The sequence below is a fragment of the Hydrogenophaga sp. genome (genome assembly GCF_051858985.1).
Lineage (GTDB): Bacteria > Pseudomonadota > Gammaproteobacteria > Burkholderiales > Burkholderiaceae_C > Hydrogenophaga.
Window position 1 is genome coordinate 298183 of the sequence record NZ_JBHYGM010000001.1, and the last position, 18334, is coordinate 316516.

Here is an 18334-nt window from a genome sequence, read left to right on the forward strand (position 1 = left end):
GCGCCCCCATTCATCCCGCCTTTGAGGAGACTTCCCCCCATGCAGATCCGATTCCGTCCCTGGCTCACCGCGTTGGCACTGTCCGCCGCGGCCCTCCTGCCCGCCTGGGCCGCCTATCCCGAGAAGCCGGTGGTGCTGGTCGTCCCCTACCCACCCGGCGGCATGGGCACCACCTTCGGCAACATGGTCAGCGAGGCGATCAGCCCCAGCCTGGGCCAGCGTGTGGTGGTTGAGTACAAGCCTGGTGCCAATGGCGCGCTCGGTGCCGGTTTCGTGGCCAAGGCCCCCGCCGATGGCTACACGCTGCTGATGGCGGTGAACAGCACCATGACGATCAACCCCAGCCTGTACGCCAGCCTGCCCTTCGATCCGCTCAAGGACTATTCGCCGGTCTCGATGGTGTTCACCTCGTCCAATGTGCTGGTGGTCAACGCCAGCAGCCCCGTGAAATCGGTGCAGGACCTCATTGAATACGCGCGCGCAAGACCGGGCAAGGTGTTCTATGGCTCGGCCGGCAACGGATCGACACCGCACCTGTCGGGCGAGATGTTCCGCCAGCTTTCGGGCGTGCCGGTGGTGCATGTCCCGTACCGCGGCGCGGGCCCCGCCATCAGCGACCTGCTGGGCGGACAGCTGGACTTCATGTTTGTCGACACCTCCGTGCTCACGCACGTGCGGGCTGGTCGCCTGCGTGCCCTGGCCGTCACCGGCAAGACCCGCCTGGGCGCGGCACCCGAGCTGCCGACGATGGAGGAAGTGGGTCTCAAGGGCTTCTACATCGACACCTGGTACAGCCTGGCCGCACCGGCCGGCACGCCACCGGACGTGATCGAGCGGCTCAACGCCGAGGTTGCGAAGATGGTGGCCTCGCCCGCGGTGCGCGAGCGCATGCGCAACATCGGCGTGGATCCGGCCACCGACACGAGTGCGAAGTACATCGACCAGATCGTGCGAAGTGATACGGCACGCTGGAAGAAATTCATCTCCGGTACACGCATCCGCCTGGATTGATCCTTATACAGCCCGTATGAAGTTCCTCACCTTTTCACAGGATGGCGCCATGCACCTGGGCGCCCACACCGATGCCGGCATCGTCAACCTGGGCGCGCTGCTGCGCAGCGCCCTGGGTGCATCGGCGCAGGTGCCGAACGACGTGGCAGGGCTCATCGATGCCGGCCCGGCGCTGCTGGAGCATGCGCGCCGTGCCCTGCATGACACATCGGCCCACCACGCCCACATGGCCGCACCGGGCGCGCGCGTGCTCGCGCCCCTGCCGCGCCCGGGCAAGAACGTGTTCTGCGTGGGTCGCAACTACCGCCTGCACATCATCGAAGGCAACCTGGCGGCCAAACGCGATCCCGATGACTTTCCCAAGGCGGCCGAGTTTTTCTCCAAGCCCTGGACCACGGTCATCGGCCCTGGCGATTCGATCCAGCGGCACGCCAGGCACACGCGCATCCTGGACTACGAGATCGAACTCGGCATCGTCATCGGCAAGGGCGGCGTGGACATATCGCGCGAGTCCGCGCTGGACCACGTGTTCGGCTACACCATCATCAACGACGTCACCGCGCGCGACCTGCAGAAACGCCACGGCCAGTGGTTCAAGGGCAAGGGCCTGGACACCACCTGCCCGATGGGCCCGTGGGTGGTGCACCGCAGTGCCGTGCCGGACGCTCAGGCCCTGCACATGGAACTCGACGTCAACGGCGAGGTTCGCCAGAACGCCAGCACCCAGGACATGCTGTTCGACGTGCCGTCCATCATCGAGCAACTCTCGGCCGGCCTCACCCTGCACCCCGGCGACGTGATCGCCACCGGCACGCCTTCGGGCGTGGGCTTCGCCATGACGCCACCACGCTGCCTGGAACCCGGTGATGTGATCCGTGCGCGCATCGACGGCCTCGGCGAACTCGTCAACACCGTCGTTGAATGACTTTTCTTTTCCCCCGCCCCCGCGCAACCACCCCGAAGGAGACACCATGAACCATTCCGACAAGATTTCCCGGCGCGCGGCCACGCTGCGCCTGGCCGCCATGGCCGGCGGCGCCGCCAGCCTCGGCGCATTGCCCTCGCTGGCGTTCGCCCAGTCGAATTACCCGGAGCGTCCGATCACCCTGATCGCGCCCTTCGGTGGCGCCGTCGATTTCCTGGCGCGCCAGATCGCGCTGCACATGGCCAAGACCCTGAATGGCAGCATGATCGTGGACGTCAAGCTCGGGGGTTCGGGCACCATTGGCCTGTCAGCCGTGGCGCGCGCCGCGCCCGATGGCTACACCATCGGCATGGGCACCAGCACGGCCATGACCTCGGCCCCTCACCTGATCAAGAACCCCGGATACGACGTGGTCAAGTCGTTCACCTACCTCGGCCTGATCCAGACCACGCGCCAGGTGCTGGTGGTGTCTCCCGCGCTCGGTGTGAACACCGTGGGCGAATTCATTGCGCTGGCCAAGTCCAAGCCCGGCAAGCTCAACTTCGGCTCATCGGGCATCGGCAACAGCATCCACCTGGCGGCCGAGCAGTTCAACCACGATGTCGGCATCCAGGCCGTGCACATTCCCTACAAGACCGGCCCGGAAACCGACGCGGCCATCATGGCCGGTGACGTGCACTACGCGTGGCAATCGGTGCCGAGCTCCATTGCGCTGCTCACCAGCGGTCGCACCAAGGGCCTGGCGGTCACGGGCGATTCGCGCGATCCCGCGCTGCCCAACGTGCCCTCGCTCAAGGAAGCCGGCTACAACGTGCTGCTGCCCGACCAGCTCTTCGGGATGGTCGCTCCGGCCAACCTCCCCGCGCCGGTGCTGGCCAAGCTGAACCAGGCGGTGCAGGCCATGACCGCCGATCCGGAGTTCCAGGCCATCGTCCGCAAAGGCGGCGGCACGCCCTCGCAAGTGAATGGCGAGGAATTCGCCAAGATCGTGCAGCGCGACAGCAAGCTCTGGGGTGACCTCATCAAGCGCCTGAACATCACGCCAACCTGAAGCCGAAATGATCTTTCGCTCGGGCGTCTTCAGCCGCAAGGACGGCATCAGCGAAGCAGAGTTCGGCGACCACTGGTTCCAGGTGCACGGGCACCTGGCCAGTTTCATGCCGGGGGTGCACCGCTACTTGCAGAACCACATCCGCGAGCGCCTGTTCGAGGTGCAGCCTTTCCCCGACCACGAGGTGGGCGGCATCTCGCAGCAGTGGTTCGACGACGTGGCCGCCATGGAGCGCTGCGAACGGTCGCCGGAGTACGCGGCGGTCAAGCGCGACATCCCGAACTTCCAGGGCGCCATCACCATCCTGGTGCTGGCGGGTGAGCCGGTGTTCGGCACCGCCCCCGTGCCCGAGAAAGGTCGCGCCCCTGGCGGGGCGGCGAGCAAGCTGCTGGTGCTGTCCCGCCTGCGCGCGACGGCGCCCCCCGGTGCTCGGCCCGCGCTGCTTGCGCCCACGGAGGGAGGCCCTTTCGCCTATGTGCAGAACACGGTGGTGGACAGCGCGCACCCGGTCTCTGCCAACGTGCCCAGCGGCAAGGTGCCGGTGGAGGCCATGGCCGAGCTGTTCTTCGACAGCGAGCAGCAACTGCACAACTGGGTGGCGTCAGCGGCCGGGCAGGCGTTCATCCACCAGCACCCGGCCTACGAGCCACTCGCCGCCTACGCGGTGAACGCGGTTCGAATCACGTAGGGCCGAACGCGCCGAGTGCGCGCGATTCGCGCAGCTGCTCTTCGGTGTAGCCCAGCACCTCGCGCAGCACCTCGTCGGTGTGCTGCCCGAGCAGCGGCGCGGCCCGGGGTGGCACCACGGGCGTGCCCGAAAAATGCAGGGGCAGTGCCACGTTGGGCACGTGGCCGGCGGTGGGGTGAGGAACCTGCGTGACCAGGCCCCGCGCCTTCACCTCGCGCGACTCCAGCGCCTCGGGCAGCGTGCGCACCGCACCGGCCGGCACCTTGGCGGCGTCCAGCCGCTTCAGCCAGTTCTCGCGCGTGTCGGCGGCAAACACCTGGTTCAGGATCTCGATCACGCGAGCGCGTTGCGCCAGGCGGCCGTCGATGCGCTGCAGCGCAGGATCGTCCCCCACCTCGGGCATGTTCAGCACGTCGATGAAGAGGCGGCGGAACAGCGACGTGCTGGTGCAGGTGAGGAAGATCGGCAGGTCGGCCGTGGGGAAGACGCCGCTGGGAACGGCGTCGTTGCTCACGTTGCCGTTGCGCTGGGGCACCTTGCCACTGAACAGGTACTGCGCGGTCATGAACCCGGTCATCAGCACGCCGGTGTCGAACAGCGGCACGTCGACATGCTGGCCGAGGCCCGTGCGCTGGCGCGCGGCCAAAGCAATCAGGATCGCGTTGCTCGCCATCATGGCGCAGGCCATGTCCATCACCGCCGGGCCGGTGCGAACGCCGTCGCGGTCGGGGTAGCCGGTCAATGACATGAAGCCGCTCTCGGCCTGCATGATGGTGTCGAAGCCTGCGCGATCGGCCAGTTCGCCGCTGCGCCCGAAGGCGGAGACCGAGCAGTAGATCAGGCCCGGGTTGTCGCGCGAGAGCGTCTCGTGGTCCAGTCCGTACCGCGCCATCACGCGAGAGGTGAAGTTCTCCACCACCACATCCGCGTCACGCACCAGCGCCTGGGCAATGGCGCGACCGGCGTCGGTCTTGAGGTCGAGCGTGATGCTGCGCTTGTTGCGGTTGGCCCAGAGGAAGCTGGCGCCCTGCCCGTCCAGGCTGGATTCGGCCGGGGCAAAGTAACGCTGGTCGTCGCCTTGGGGCTTTTCGATCTTGATCACGTCGGCCCCCGCATCGGCCAGGATCATGGTGGCCATGGGCCCGGCGATGAAGTGGGTGAAATCGATGACGCGCAAGCCGCCCAGCGCGCTGGATTGCAGTCGGGCCTGTGTGGGGGTCGGGTTCGTTTCGCTCATGCTGCTTCAGGTGCCATTGAATCGGGGTGGACGCTTCTGCGCGAACGCCTCAAGGCCTTCGCGCCGGTCGTGCGACGGGTTGTGCGCCTCGACCATCACGCGCTCGTTGCGCAGCGCCACATCCGGCGGCTGCTCAAGGCCGTCGTCCACGAGCTGTTTCATGCGACGCAGGCCCAGCGGGCTCTTGTCGGCCATGCGAGCGGCGAGTGCCTGCACGGCACCATCGAGTTCGGCGCCGGGCACCACCTGGTGTACCAGGCCCCATTCCGCCATGGTCGCTGCGCTCACCATCTCGGCGGTGAACATCATCCACTTGGCGCGGTTGGGACCGATCTTTCGCGGCAGGCGCACCGAACCACCCCAGCCGGGAATGAGCCCATGGCGTGCGTGGGCGTCGCCAAACTTCGCTTCTTCAGCGGCCAGTACCACGTCGCACACGAGCACGATTTCCAGGCCACCGGCCAGGGCCAGGCCGTTGACGGCACCGATCACCGGCATCGGAAACTGCTCGATGCGGCGCAACAGCGCGGTGGCTCGCCCCAGGAACGCGCGCACGGCACTGGCCTGATCTTCAGCGTCGCTGAAGGCCTTGACGGCCTTGAGGTCAGCGCCGGCGCAAAAAGCCCTTCCCACGCCCCGAATGGCAAGGCAGCGAAGATCGCGGCGGGTCTCCACGTGGTCCAGCGCAGCGCTCAGGTCGGCCACCATCTGCGGGCTCATGCTGTTCATGGCCTCGGGCCGATGCAGCGTGATCCACGCCAGAGCGCCTTGCACTTCCAGCTGGATGGTCTCGAAGGTGGGCACGTCAGCGGCCACGAACGACCCCGGTGGGTTCCGCAAAGAAGGCCTCGAAGCCGTGTTCGGGCTCAAAGCGCTGGCCTCGCGTGAACAGGCGCAACGGCCCGGGCATCGCCCGCTCGCGCACCGGGTGCAGTTCATCACCCGGATAGCACATGGTGCGCCCCTCGCCCGCGCGGATCACGTGCGGCTGGATCAACGCGGGCAATCGACCACGTGCTTCTTTCAGCACGCTGTCCACGCTGCCGTGCCGCGCCAGGTGAGCCAGGGTCATGATCTGCGGCGGCGCCAGGCTGAGTTCGCCCTGCCAGTAGCTCTGCAGCGCAGGTCGTGGCTGCACCCAGCGCGCCTCGGTCGTCTCGCGCTCGTCGTGGCGGGCCAGGCCTTCGGGGGCGCGCGCCACGAAGAAGCGGGTGTCGAAACGCTTGTTGGGCGAATCGGGTGGCGTGATCCAGCGCGACCACGGCGCGAGCGCGCCCACGCGCAGGCGCAAGCCCATCTCGGCCAGCAGGTTGTTGAAACCCATGCCGCTGGCCAGGCGCGCCAGCGCCTCCTGCGCGCGAGCCTCGGCCAGGTCTTCGGCCAGCAACAGGCCGGACTCCTCGAAGGTCTCGCGCAGTGCGGCCACGTACAGGCCCACGGCGGTCGCGGTGTCGATGTCGTTCTCGCCCAGTCGTGCGTGCAGCGCCTGCGCCGATTCGTCGAGATGCGCCGTGTCCGTCAGTTCCGAATCGGGCGCATCGAGCTTGCCGCCCGGGAACACGAACGCACCTGCGAGCACTTCGGAGAGCCCATGGCGCTTGAGCATGAGCACCTGCGGGCCTTGCGCCGAGTCGCGGAGCAGGATGAGGGTGGAAGCCGCGCGCAGGGCTGTTTCCGTCGAGGCAGGTGTCGGGTGCATGGTTCGGAACTCCGTCATTTCTTCTCGACCATTTTCCACAGGCTGGTGGCGCTGAACACCGGCAGGCTGTTGACGCGAAAGCGGCCGCTGACGACCAGTGTTTCGCCCTGCTGGCCCTCGGTGTGGCTCTCCACCTCGAGCGCGTCCCCCAGGCGCACCGGCGCCAGGCGAGAGATGCCCATGCCCACGGTCACGCAGACGGAGCCGCTGAGGGTTCGCGCGCGGCGGCCCAGGAAAAGGTCGGCCATCATCAGCACCATGCCGGCATCGATCTCGTCGCCGCCTCTGGCGTCGAGGCATTCCGGGTGCACCTGCAGACCGCCCACCGGTTCGCCTTGTTCGTCGGCACGCACAAGAAACTTCCCCACGTGCGCGCTGAAGGCGTCGACCGGTTCGCGCACCGAATGATCGGGATGCAGCGCCATGTTCTCAGATGCACGCAGGCGGCGCGTTGGTGCCTCGGCCTCGATCTGGTAGACGGCGCTGGCGGTCAGCAGCACGCGCTCGCCCGATCGCAATCCGCCGGTGACGAAGACCATGGTGCGCGTCGTGCGCTGAACGGTGGCCTCGGTGAACAACCACTCGCCCACCTGTGCCGAGTCGATGAGCTCGAGGTTCAAGGTCAGCAAGGTGGCCCGGCTGCCCGGGCGTGCGGCGCGCTGCGCGGCCTGTGCGAGACCCATGGAGGCCAGGCCCATCGCCATGCCGCCGTGCACCCGGCCGGTGATGTTGGTGTGGCGGTCTTCGATGCGCAGGGCCAGCGCCCCGTCGGCATCGCACCAGAGGGGGCCGACGTGAAGGGCGTAGCCCCGCAGGCCCTCACGGCTCCAGGCACCGGCGCGGGGCGGTGGCAGGCTCACGACACCGTCCCGACTTCAGCGAGCGTCCGGATCTCCCCGGCCTCCAGTCCCCAGCCGGCCAGGGCAGCCGCCACGTCCACACCGGGCTCCACGCCGGCGGTGGGCGTGGCAGCGGGCGTGCGCGAAAAGCGCGGGGCAGGCGCCGGTTGCAGCATGCCATCGACCTCGATGAAGGTGCTGCGCGCCGCGTTGTGCGGATGCGCTGCCGCTTCCTGCATGTCGAGCACCGGGGCAAAACAGGTTTCGCTGGTCTCCAGCTGCGCGCACCACGCGTCGCGCGTTTTCGTGCGAAACACCGCTTCGAGCCGCTCGCGGATCACCGGCCAGTTCGCCGGATCGCTGCGGTCGGGCAGGCCAGCCTGGTCCAGCCCGGTCTGGCGCAACAACTCGGCATAGAACTTGGGCTCGGCAGACCCCACGCTGATGTACTTGCCGTCTTTCGTTTCGTACACCGCGTAGAACGGCGAGCCGCCGCCGGTGACGCTGCGGCCCCGGCCCGGCCACTTGCCACCCGCGCGGTAGCCGTGGAAGTAGGTCATGAGCGAAGCAGCACCATCCACCATGGCCGCATCCACCACCTGCCCCTGGCCGGAGCGCGCTGCTTCAATCAGCGCGCAGGCGATGCCGAACGCCAGGTACATGCCGCCGCCCCCGAAATCGCCCACCAGGTTCAGCGGCAGCACAGGTGGCCGTCCGGCTTCGCCGATGGCTTCGAGCGCGCCAGAGAGCGCGATGTAGTTGATGTCGTGGCCCGGCGCCATGGCCATCGGACCGTCCTGGCCCCAGCCCGTCATGCGGCCATACACGAGGCGAGGGTTGAGGGCAAGGCACGGTTCGGGCCCGAGGCCCAGTCGCTCCATCACCCCGGGACGGAATCCCTCGATGAGCGCATCGGCACCGCCCACCAGGCGCCGGACCAGCGCCACGCCATCGGCCGACTTCAGATCCACCGCAATGGAGCGGCGGTTGCGGTCGGTGAAATAGAAGCGCTGCGGCATCGCGCGCGGGGCGGGGTCGGGCCGGTCGATGCGCAGCACCTGTGCGCCCATGTCGGCCAGCATCATGGCCGCGAAGGGCCCAGGCGCCAGGCCCGACATTTCGACCACCTTGAGGCCGTGCAAAGGTCCCCGGGAATCGGTCATGCAGAAAGCCCCATGTGCGTGGCGAACCACGCGGCCGTGACCTCGGCCACGCGCGGCAGCGCCTCGTCGTACACCACCCAGTGGTTGCCCGTGGGAAAGATTTCCATCCGCTTCTCCGTGGTGACGCGATCGAAGAACTGGCGCGTCTGGTCGCACGGCACCACGGTGTCGTCATCGGCGCCGAACAGGAAGACGGGCATGGTGAGCCGGTGGGCCTGGTCGACCGGTTCGTGGTGCAGGAGGTGCCACACGGTCTCCAGCGAGATCGGTGTGGTCTCGGCGTAGCGCACGAGCGATTCGGGCTCGGGCGACATGATGTCCAGGCGTTCGCACAGTTCGATCTCCCCCGTGGCGGCCTTGTGTGAGATGGCAGAAAGCGCACGGCGCTGGATGGCGCGGAATTCGTACCAGCGGTGCACGCTGCGCATCCAGCCGCTGCCCGACATCACACTCACGGACGCGACCAGCGCACGCGGGCGCGGGCTGCGCACCGCCGCCAGCGCGGCAATGCCGGCACCGAAGCTCGTGCCATAGAGGCCGATGCGTTGCGGGTCCACGCCGGGCACCTGCGTGGCAAGGTATTCGAGGGCCGCCACCGCGTCGTCCACCTGCTCCTGTGGCAGCAACAGCGCGCGCTCGCCCTCGCTGGCGCCGAAGCCGCGGTAGTCGAAACACAGCATGGTGAAGCCCGCCTCGGCGAGCGCGGTGCACAGACCCACGGGCGTGCCCTCCTTCACGCCGCCAAAGCCGTGGCAGAACACGGCGCCGGCCCCCAGGTCACGGGCGGGATCGGGCAGGTAGAGCCGACCCGAGAGCTTCAGGCGCGGCCCACTGTGGAAGTGGATGTCCCGTGTGGTCGGCATGCGCCGCGCTCAGGCGGGTTGCTCAGCGGTCTCGCCTTCGATCGGCTCCACCACGGTGCCGGTGCCGTCGATCACGTACCGGCCATCGCCCACGGGGTCCAGGAAGCCGCCGTTCTCGGTCATCAGCAGATGCCAGGTTTCGCGCCATTGCGCCGATGCCGCTTCATCGGCCTCGCTTTCCATCCACGCGTAGCGCGTCACCTTGTACTGGCGGCCGCTGGCGTCCTTCACCTGGAACACACGTTCGGGAATGGTCTTGTTCAGCATGGCAGGCCTCTGTCAGATTCAATGGTCATACCATTATAGGCCGATGTTCCCTTCACGCAAAGCCGGCCACGGCGTGCGGAATGTAGGGCGCTTCCAGCGTGGCCACTTCTTCGGGCGTGAGCTGGATCGACAGCGCGGCCACGGCATCCTGAAGGTGCCCCGGTCTGGAGGCCCCGACGATGGGCGCGGTGACGCCCGGACGGCTGGCCACCCACGCCAGGGCCACTTGCGCGCGCGGCACGCCCCGCGCCGCTGCCACCTGCGCCACCGCATCGACCACACGGCGATCGGCTTCGCCCAGACCCTTGTGCAGGCCCTTGCCGTACTGGTCGGTCTCGGTCCGGAAGGTGGTCTCGTCGAAATTCCGCGTGAGCCGGCCACGCGCGAGCGGGCTCCACGGGATCACCCCCACGCCCTCTTCTGCGCACAGACGCAGCATCTCGCGCTCTTCCTCTCGGTAGAGCAGGTTGTAGTGGTTCTGCATGGAGACGAAGCGCGTCCAGCCGTGACGATCAGCCAGATAGAGCGCCTTGCAGAACTGGTAGGCGTACATCGACGAAGCACCGATGTAGCGCGCCTTGCCTGCCTTGACCACGTCGTGCAGCGCTTCCAGCGTTTCCTCGATCGGCGTGGTGTAGTCAAACCGGTGAATCTGGTAGAGGTCCACGTGGTCGGTGCCGAGGCGCTTGAGGCTGGCGTCGATCTCGGTCATGACCGCCTTGCGCGAGAGGCCCGCCGCATTCGGGTCCTTGCGCATCGGGCTGTTGAGCTTCGTGGCAATGACCACGTCCTCGCGCCGAGAGAACTCCCGCACGGCGCGACCCAGGAACTCCTCGCTGGTGCCATCGGAATAGATGTTGGCCGTGTCGAAGAAGTTGATGCCCGCTTCGAACGCCTGGCGCAGCAGCGGCCGGCTGGCTTCTTCGTTCAGCGTCCACTCGTGCGCGCCACGCGTGGGCTCGCCATAGGTCATGCAACCGAGGCAGAGGCGGGAAACCTTGAGGCCGGTTCGGCCCAGTCGAACATAGTCCATGCGAGTCTCCAGTCGTTGGCCGCGGGTATCGGCCCATCTTCAGCGGTAAGTCGCCAGCGCGTCGAGCGCCTCGATGCGATCACCCTCGGCCAGCAGGGGATTGACCTCCAGGGTGTCCAGCGTGTCCCCCAGCGCAAGTGCTGCATCACCGATGCGCGAGACCATGCGCGCGAGTTCGTCAAGATTCACCGGGGTCGCCCCGCGAAAGCCATCCAGCAGGCTGGCGCCGCGCAATTCGGCCACCATGCGCCGCACTTCAGCGGGCGTGACTGGCAGCACCCGCAGGCTCACGTCCTTCAGCGCCTCGATCCACACCCCGCCGAGGCCGAGCGCCATCACATGGCCCCATTGCTCATCGCGGCGCACACCGACGAAGAGTTCCACGCCACCGCGCCGCATGGGGGACACGATGACACCGTCCAGTCGCGCCTCAGGCAGAGCACTCTGTGCCGACGACACGATACGGCGAAAGCCTTCGGCCACGGCAGCGTCGCCATGCAGATTGAGCAGCACGCCGCCCACCTCGGTCTTGTGCGCAATGTCGGGCGAGGCGATCTTGAGCACCACCGGGCCACCCATGGCGGCAGCGGCTGACGCCGCCATGTCCGCGCTGGCCGCCAGCACCTGAGGCACCACCGCCACGCCCGCTCCGGCCAGGTAGGCCATGCTTTCAGCCTCGGAGGTGGGAAGGCAAGCAGGGGTGACCACCAGGGCAGGCGGTGTCGAGTTCCGTCCAGCGCCTTCGCGCTGCCAGGCGGACCAGCGCAGCGCGTGGCGCAGGGCCTTCATGCCCACGTCCAGGCCGCATGGCAGATACGGCATTCCCGCCGCCTCGACCTCCGCCCGGCTGCGATCGGAGACGTACTTGACGGTGTTGCTGATGGCGAGGAACCGCACCCGCCCCTGGGGCTTGAAGCGACCGATGGCCTGCAGCGAACCCACCGCAAATGGCGCCCAATCGTTGTTCAGGTCGGTCGGCACGTCGAACACGCAGACCAGCACCGACACGGCAGGGTCCTGCTCCAGCGCCTGCATGCAGTCGAGAAAAAGCTCGGGCTTGTTCACCACCGCACCGGTCAGGTCCAGCGGGTTGGCCGGCGTGGCCATGGGCGGCAGCGCGGACGAGAGCGCCGCCAGCGTGCCCGGCGCCAGCCTGGGCAGACACACGCCTTCCAGGTGCGCGTAGTCGGCCGCGAGTTCACCCATGCCACCCGAGGCCGACAGCACGGCCACGCCCTCGCCCTGCAGCACGCCGGTCTTTTCCAGCAACGCGGCGGTGAACATCAATTCCTCGATGGATCGCACGCGCACAAGACCCAACTGTTGGCACACGCCGTCGAACACGCTGTCATCGCCCACCAGAGAACCGGTATGCGACTGCGCCGCCTGAACCGTGATCTCTGAGCGACCCACCTTGAGTATCACGATGGGTTTGCCCACGCGCAGGGCGCGTCTGCCTGCATGTGTCAGCAAGGAGGTGTCACGAACGGACTCGGCAAACACCGTGATCACGCGCGTGGCGGGATCGTCCACCAGGTAATCCACCACATCGGCCAGACCCAGCACGGCCTCGTTGCCAGTGGCAGCCACCACATTCAAACCGATGCCGTGCTGGTGTGCGAAGTGCTTCATTACCGTGGCCACCGCGCCACTCTGAGACACGATGCTGATGCCACCCTTGAGCGGCGGCGTGCGCATGGATCCCGTCCAGCAGACGCCGCCGGTGTTGAAGTTGATGAAGCCAAGGCAGTTCGGGCCCAGCAGGCGGATGCCCAGGGAACGCGCGGTCGCCACCATCTCGTCCTGTAGCGCGCGGCCCTCGGGCCCGGTCTCGGCAAAGCCGCCAGCAAGCACCACCGCATTGGTGATGCCTGCCGCCCCGAGATCTCGCAGGGCATCGTTCATCGCAGCAATCGGGAGCATGAGGAGCGCCACATCCACGGGCTCGCCGATCTCCCTGACGGACGTGAAAGTGGGCTGCCCGTGTGCGCTGCCACCACCGCGACTGACGAGGTGCACCCGGCCCTGGAAGCCCAGAAGACGCAGGTTGTCGAAGGCCATCTTCGACCAGGTGGAGCGGTCGGTCGCACCGACCAGCACCACCGACCTGGGGTTGAACAGTGTGGAGAGCTCCGACATGGATCACACCGCCCCGAATGCGCCGGCCGCCTTCAACTGCGCGATGCGCTGGTCGTCGAAACCGAGCACTTCCCTCAGCACATCCTGAGTGTGCTGGCCCAACCGGGGAGCCGGCACTGGGTCCACCACCGGGGTATCTTTCAGGCGGGCCGGGGGTGTCAGGTTCGGCACCCACCCCGCCTCGGGATGGGGAATCCGGGTGACGAGACCTCGCGCCGACACCTCTGCAGACGCCAGCGCCTGCGGCACCGAGCGCACCTGCCCGCTGGGAATACCTGCTTCGCGGAACTTGGCACGCCAATGGGCCCAGGGCTTTTGTGCAAAGGCCTCTTCCAGGATGGGAAACAGCGCATCCCGGTGCGCGTTGCGCCCGACGCGGTTGTTGAAGCGCGGATCCGCCGCCACATCGGGCCGTTCCAGCACCCCGGCCACCAGACGCTCGAAAATCCGGTCATTGCCGCTGTTGACATAGAAGCTGCCGTCGGTGCAATGGAACACACCCGAGGGCGAGGTATCCGGGCTCACATTGCCGTTGCGCTGCGGCTCGACGCCCCCCAGCAGGTATTGCATCGGCGCATAACCCAGCATGGCCACGGCGCTGTCGAACAGCGACACCTCGCAGTACTGGCCGCGGCCTGTGGCATGGCGCGCCATCAGGGCGGCCAGCACCGTGCTGCTCACCATGAGCGAGGTGCCGATGTCCATCACGGGCGACAGCGCGCGCACGCCGTCGCGGTCGGCGTGGCCATTCATCGACATGAAACCACTCTCTGCCTGCACCACCGGATCAAAGCCAGGCCGGTCGGCGAACTCACCATCGCGGCTGTAGGCCGGCACCGAGCAATACACCAGGCGTGGATTGAGCGCCAGGCAGGTTTCAGGATCGAGCCCGAAACGCTGCATGACACCGGTGGAGAAGTTCTCCACCAGCACGTCGCTCGTGGCAATGAGTTCACGCACCACCTCGAGCGCCGCAGCGTTCTTGAGGTCGAGGGCCACGCTGCGTTTGTTGCGGTTGGCAAAGAAGAAAGAAGCACCCTGCGCGGGAAACGCCGGATCGGTCGGTGGGTAGTGCCGGAAATCGTCGCCCTTGCCGGGCGCCTCGATCTTGATCACGTCCGCTCCGAAGTCGGCCAGCATCATGGTGGCGTAGGGACCGGCAATGAAATGGCTGAAGTCGACAACGCGGATGCCACCGAGCGCGGTGGGCGCGGCCGGGTCACGGGCTTGCGCGGGAGGCAGTTGTCGTTCGATCTGGTCCAGCAGGAACATGGGTGAAGATTCAGAGTTGATAGGAGGAATCGGTTCGATCGATCTGGCGCAGCAGCGCGGACCATTCGCGCTGACCGTTCCAGTTACCCAGGGACGCCTCAGCGCCCTGGCGGCCGCTGAAGGTGGGCGGTGCGAGCACGCGTGCGGTTTTCGTCATCACGTCCGGGGTCGGCAAGCGCAACGGCGTGTTGGCGCCCATGAAATCGATCTGCACCCGGCAGGCCATCTCCAGCCGATGCATGAGCAGGAAAGCTTCAGCCACCGAGCGACCGCAGGTGAGCAGTCCATGGTTGCGCAACACCATGGCGTCGCACGAGCCCAGGTCAGACACCAGGCGCTCGCGCTCGCCTTCGTCCACCGCCGGACCTTCGAAGTCGTGGTAAGCCAGGCGATCATGAAAGCGCAAGGCGCCCTGGGTCGCGGACAGCAGACCGCACTCCATCACCGAGACCGCCATGCCTGCGCGCGTGTGGGTGTGGATCACGCAATCCACATCGTGTCGTGCTGCATGCACCGCGCTGTGAATCACAAAGCCTGCCCTGTTGACCTCGTAGGGCACATCAGGCCTCTCGACCACGCGGCCATCCAGATCGATCTTGAACAGGCAGGAAGCCGTGATCTCTTCGTACAGGAAACCGAAAGGATTGATGAGGAAGTGCCCCTCCTCACCCGGCACCCGCGCGGTGATGTGGTTGTAGATCAGGTCGGCCATGCCGTAGCGGGCCACCAGCCGGTAGCACGCGGCGAGTTCCACCCGCGTGGCCCACTCGGCTTCACTGACACGGTCCCGCATCGGGGCCAGCGACTTCACACTGACCTCACTCACCGTATTTGATCGTGGCGACTTCCATCGCGCGCTTGATGTTGGCGACTTCGTGCTCGGTGATGCTCACCAGCTTGCCCGGGTCGGAATGGGCCGGCGACATGGCCATCGCATTGAGCCTTTCCTTGATTTCCGGCGCGGTCATCGCCACGCGGATGGCTTCGCTCACCTTGGCAAGGACAGGAGCCGGCAGGCCAGGCGGGCCCCATACAGCAAAGTTGATGTCCTGCACGTAGCCCGGCACGTACTTGCCGATGGGCTCGGCGCCGGCAATGAGCGGCGATGCCTGTGCCGAGGTGACCCCCAGTACCTTGACCTTGCCCTGTTTGGTGAACTCCAGCGTGGACGCCGTGGGCGAAGTGAAGAACAGCTTGACCTCGCCCCCCAGCAAGGCCTGGAAAGCGGGCGCGGCACCCCGGTAGGGAACGTTCACCATCTTGATGTTGGCACCCTTGTTCACCAATGCCGAGGCCACTTCCAGCGTGGGTCCGGCAACGGCCACGTGCACACCATCGGGCTGTTTGCGCGACCATTCCACGAAGGCAGGAAACGTATCGGCGGGCACACTGGGGTGCGCCAAAAGCACCAGAGGCTGCGAAGCAATGTTGGCAATGGGCGTGAGCGACTTGACCGGGTCGAACTCCTTGTCACGCATCACCATGGGAATCTGAACCACGGTGGTCACGGTGGTCAGCAGCAAGGTGTAGCCATCGGCCGGCGAGCGTGCCACCGCCATCGTGCCGACACCGCCGGACGCGCCGGTCCGGTTCTCCACCACCACCGGCTGCCCCAGCGTGGGCGACATGTGCTGGGCCAGCAGGCGCGTCAGGGCATCGCCTCCCCCTCCAGCGGCGTAGGTGAAGATCAACTTCACGGGACGGTCGGGATACGCTTGCGCGTGAACGGAGGGAGCAAGCGCGAGCGCACAGGTGGCGGCCAGCAGGGTTCGGCGATTCAGGGTCATGGAGGTCTCCTTCAAGGGTGGTGTGCGAGGTGAAATTCCGCTTTCGCGAGCGGGCGCGCTCAGCGCGGCATCCCCATGCCTCTCTGGGCAATCAGGGTGCGCTGGATCTCGTTGGTGCCGCCGCCAATGGTGTAGAGCAAGGCATCGCGCACGGCATATTCGAATCGGCCATCGAGCAGCGCGCTCGTTGCGCCACCCTCCAGCGTGGCGCCGGTTCCGACCAGGTCGAACACGGCTTCGGAGAGGGATTCCATCAACTCGCTGGCGAAGACCTTCACCATGGCGCCCTGGTGGACCGGTACTTCGCCGTCCTGCACCACGACGGCGGTGTTGACAGACAGCAGGCGCGCGGCCTGTATCTGCGCGGCCAGCTGGCCGATCCGGTCGCGGACCAGCGAGTCCGCAGCCAGTGGCTGATCGGCTTTTAGGGCGGTCTGCACATGCGCGAGCAGCAGATCGAAATAGCCGCGCGTACGCGCCGCAATGGCGGCCAGCGAGACGCGTTCGAATGCCAGCGCAGCGGTGATGACTTCCCACCCGCCGTTCAGTTCGCCGACCAGCGCGTCCTCGCCCACCAGCACGTCGTCGTAGAACACGACGTTGGAACGGTGACCGTTGATGCCGCTCATGGGCTGCAGCGTGATGCCGGGCGCCTCCAGCGGCACCATGAACACGCTGATGCCACGGTGGCGCTGCTGGGCCGGATCGGTGCGCGCGGCCAGCCAGACGTGGGTGGAGAAACCGGCAGTCGACGTGAAGATCTTCTGGCCCCTGATGCGCCAACCGCCCTCGGGCAGCCGGGTGGCTGCCGTGCGGATGCCGGCCAGGTCGGAGCCGTGGTCCGGTTCGCTGTAGCCGAGCGCGAACGAGATGTCGCCACGCGCGATACCGGGCAGAAAGACCTGCTTCTGCTGCGCGGAGCCGAAGCGGATCAGGGTGGGGCCGATCATGGTGGCGGCCGTGTTGTGGAAGGTCACCGGCGCTTCGCTGTAGGCCATCTCTTCTTCGAACGCCAGGTGCTCGAGAGCACTGCGCGCCTGGCCACCGTACTCGCTCGGCCAGCTCACGCCAAGCCAGCCGCGTGCGCCCAGCTTGCGGCTGAAGTCCTGGCGGGCCTTGCGGTGGTTCAACGGCTGGCCCCGGGTTTCTTCGGGATAACGGTGGTCCCAGTGATCGGCCAGCCATTCGCGCACTTCGGCGCGGAAGGCGTTGGCTGATTCGCCCAGATCGAATTCCGGCATGCGTGCACCCGGCTCGAGAAGGCTGCGAGCGAGCTGCGCACGCGCCGCGCCCACGCCGCCCAGCCGTGTGAGGTCGGCATGCACGCGGCGGAAGATGCGCGGCATCTCGTGCTCTTCCCAGAACGAAATGCCACCGAATCCGTGGTGCAGCTCCAGCACCACCTGCCGCAGATACTGCCCAGCCAGCGCGGCGGCCGTGGCAGCCCGCACCTCGTCCATGGGATCCGCATCCGCAGTGCCAGCGTGCACCAGGGCAAGTCGACAGACTTCCACCCCGATCAGACAGTTGGCCAGCTTGTGCTGGATGGCCTGGAACTGGCCGATCTTCTGGCCGAACTGGGTACGAACGCGCGCGTAGTCGCACAGCAAGTCCAGCCCGTGGCGCGTGGCACCCAGCGCGCGCGCGGCCAGCAACAGCCGGGCCTGCGTGGGCAGAGTCGTCAGGTCGAACCTGGTATCGATGCGCTCGAACCGATCAGCGCCTTCCAGCATCACTTCGGCAAGCGCGGGGCGCGCCAGCCCGGTCGTGGCCCGCACGGAAGCTGTGGACATCGGCACCACCAGCACTTCACGCTCACGACCCGTGACGACGAAAAGGTGGGTGGCAATGGCGGTGTTTTCCACGAAGGAAAGACGGGCGTTGAACGTGGATCCTTTGTCCACCAACTCGTATGCATCGGCCTCGCCGCTGTCGGGACCAAAGCACCAGGTGGGCACCAGATCTCCCTGGTGCAGCGCGGCGCGCAACGAGGCCGCTGCTGCCCCTGAGGCACCCGCCAGAACGGCATCGCACAACACAGCGTCCGCCAGGGGCAGAGGGCACTCCGCACGACCCAGCTCCTGCTGCAGCACCAGTGCCGCCGCCAGACCGAGTTCCCGGTCATGCAGGTCGAGCTGCGTCCATCCCTGGCGAACCGCGTGGCGCCACAGACGCTGAAGGTCCTCAGGTCGAACGGCCAGGGCTGCGGCTTGTTGGCTGGGCCACTCCGCATCGAGCAGCGCCCGTGCTGCATCGCGCACCATCTCGAGTTCGGCGCTCTCGCGCAAGGGCTGGCTCCGCGCGCCGACGGCGGTCTGGTCCAGGGTGGTGCTATGGCTCATGGTGATGGTCAGTCTTTC

At 67.1% G+C, this 18334-nt stretch carries 17 protein-coding genes; 4 read left to right on the forward strand and 13 right to left on the reverse strand.

Annotation, left to right across the window (positions count from 1 at the left end; genetic code table 11):
• Positions 1-39: 39 nt before the first annotated feature.
• Genes ACTIEY_RS01415 through ACTIEY_RS01430 form a run of 4 tightly spaced genes read left to right on the forward strand, consistent with a single transcriptional unit; the run spans position 40 to position 3675 of the window.
• The gene (locus ACTIEY_RS01415) at positions 40-1011 is read left to right on the forward strand and encodes a Bug family tripartite tricarboxylate transporter substrate binding protein (protein WP_439517362.1); all 972 of its coding nucleotides are present in this window, start codon (positions 40-42) and stop codon (positions 1009-1011) included.
• 16 nt (positions 1012-1027) lie between these two features.
• Positions 1028-1936: a fumarylacetoacetate hydrolase family protein gene (locus ACTIEY_RS01420; RefSeq protein WP_439517363.1), complete on the forward strand. Its 909-nt coding sequence runs from the start codon at positions 1028-1030 to the stop codon at positions 1934-1936.
• 46 nt (positions 1937-1982) lie between these two features.
• Positions 1983-2987: a Bug family tripartite tricarboxylate transporter substrate binding protein gene (locus ACTIEY_RS01425; protein ID WP_439517364.1), complete on the forward strand. Its 1005-nt coding sequence runs from the start codon at positions 1983-1985 to the stop codon at positions 2985-2987.
• 7 nt (positions 2988-2994) lie between these two features.
• On the forward strand, positions 2995-3675 hold the full coding sequence (locus tag ACTIEY_RS01430) for an EthD family reductase (RefSeq protein WP_439517365.1): 681 nt from the start codon (positions 2995-2997) through the stop codon (positions 3673-3675).
• Here ACTIEY_RS01430 and ACTIEY_RS01435 read toward each other — a convergent pair.
• Genes ACTIEY_RS01435 through ACTIEY_RS01495 form a run of 13 tightly spaced genes read right to left on the reverse strand, consistent with a single transcriptional unit; the run spans position 3668 to position 18316 of the window.
• On the reverse strand, positions 3668-4912 hold the full coding sequence (locus ACTIEY_RS01435; RefSeq protein WP_439517366.1) for a CaiB/BaiF CoA transferase family protein: 1245 nt from the start codon (positions 4910-4912) through the stop codon (positions 3668-3670). The two genes, ACTIEY_RS01430 and ACTIEY_RS01435, sit on opposite strands and share 8 nt — an antisense overlap.
• A gap of 6 nt (positions 4913-4918) precedes the next feature.
• Positions 4919-5728: an enoyl-CoA hydratase/isomerase family protein gene (locus tag ACTIEY_RS01440; RefSeq protein ID WP_439517367.1), complete on the reverse strand. Its 810-nt coding sequence runs from the start codon at positions 5726-5728 to the stop codon at positions 4919-4921.
• Positions 5718-6611: an NUDIX hydrolase gene (locus ACTIEY_RS01445; protein WP_439517368.1), complete on the reverse strand. Its 894-nt coding sequence runs from the start codon at positions 6609-6611 to the stop codon at positions 5718-5720. The genes ACTIEY_RS01440 and ACTIEY_RS01445 overlap by 11 nt, the downstream gene beginning before the upstream one ends.
• 14 nt (positions 6612-6625) lie before the next feature.
• A complete protein-coding gene (locus tag ACTIEY_RS01450; protein ID WP_439517369.1) occupies positions 6626-7471 on the reverse strand; it encodes a PaaI family thioesterase in 846 nt (281 codons plus the stop codon).
• Positions 7468-8613 (reverse strand): CaiB/BaiF CoA transferase family protein, encoded by a 1146-nt coding sequence (locus tag ACTIEY_RS01455; protein WP_439517370.1) that lies wholly within the window; start codon positions 8611-8613, stop codon positions 7468-7470. Before ACTIEY_RS01455 ends, ACTIEY_RS01450 begins: the two co-directional genes overlap by 4 nt.
• Positions 8610-9476, reverse strand: a complete 867-nt coding sequence (locus ACTIEY_RS01460) for an alpha/beta hydrolase (protein WP_439517371.1) — start codon at positions 9474-9476, stop codon at positions 8610-8612. The genes ACTIEY_RS01455 and ACTIEY_RS01460 overlap by 4 nt, the downstream gene beginning before the upstream one ends.
• Before the next feature lie 9 nt (positions 9477-9485).
• Complete coding sequence (locus ACTIEY_RS01465) at positions 9486-9743, reverse strand: hypothetical protein (protein WP_439517372.1); 258 nt, start codon at positions 9741-9743, stop codon at positions 9486-9488.
• A 52-nt stretch (positions 9744-9795) separates the two neighbouring features.
• Positions 9796-10776, reverse strand: coding sequence for an aldo/keto reductase (locus tag ACTIEY_RS01470; protein WP_439517373.1), 981 nt, complete (start codon positions 10774-10776; stop codon positions 9796-9798).
• Between the two features lie 39 nt (positions 10777-10815).
• Complete coding sequence (locus tag ACTIEY_RS01475) at positions 10816-12915, reverse strand: acetate--CoA ligase family protein (RefSeq protein WP_439517374.1); 2100 nt, start codon at positions 12913-12915, stop codon at positions 10816-10818.
• A gap of 3 nt (positions 12916-12918) precedes the next feature.
• A complete protein-coding gene (locus ACTIEY_RS01480) occupies positions 12919-14187 on the reverse strand; it encodes a CaiB/BaiF CoA transferase family protein (RefSeq protein ID WP_439517375.1) in 1269 nt (422 codons plus the stop codon).
• A gap of 10 nt (positions 14188-14197) precedes the next feature.
• Positions 14198-14980: a class II aldolase/adducin family protein gene (locus ACTIEY_RS01485; RefSeq protein ID WP_439518253.1), complete on the reverse strand. Its 783-nt coding sequence runs from the start codon at positions 14978-14980 to the stop codon at positions 14198-14200.
• Positions 14981-15005: 25 nt separating this feature from the next.
• Positions 15006-15974 (reverse strand): Bug family tripartite tricarboxylate transporter substrate binding protein, encoded by a 969-nt coding sequence (locus ACTIEY_RS01490; protein WP_439517376.1) that lies wholly within the window; start codon positions 15972-15974, stop codon positions 15006-15008.
• Between the two features lie 59 nt (positions 15975-16033).
• On the reverse strand, positions 16034-18316 hold the full coding sequence (locus ACTIEY_RS01495; protein WP_439517377.1) for an acyl-CoA dehydrogenase family protein: 2283 nt from the start codon (positions 18314-18316) through the stop codon (positions 16034-16036).
• Positions 18317-18334: the final 18 nt, after the last annotated feature.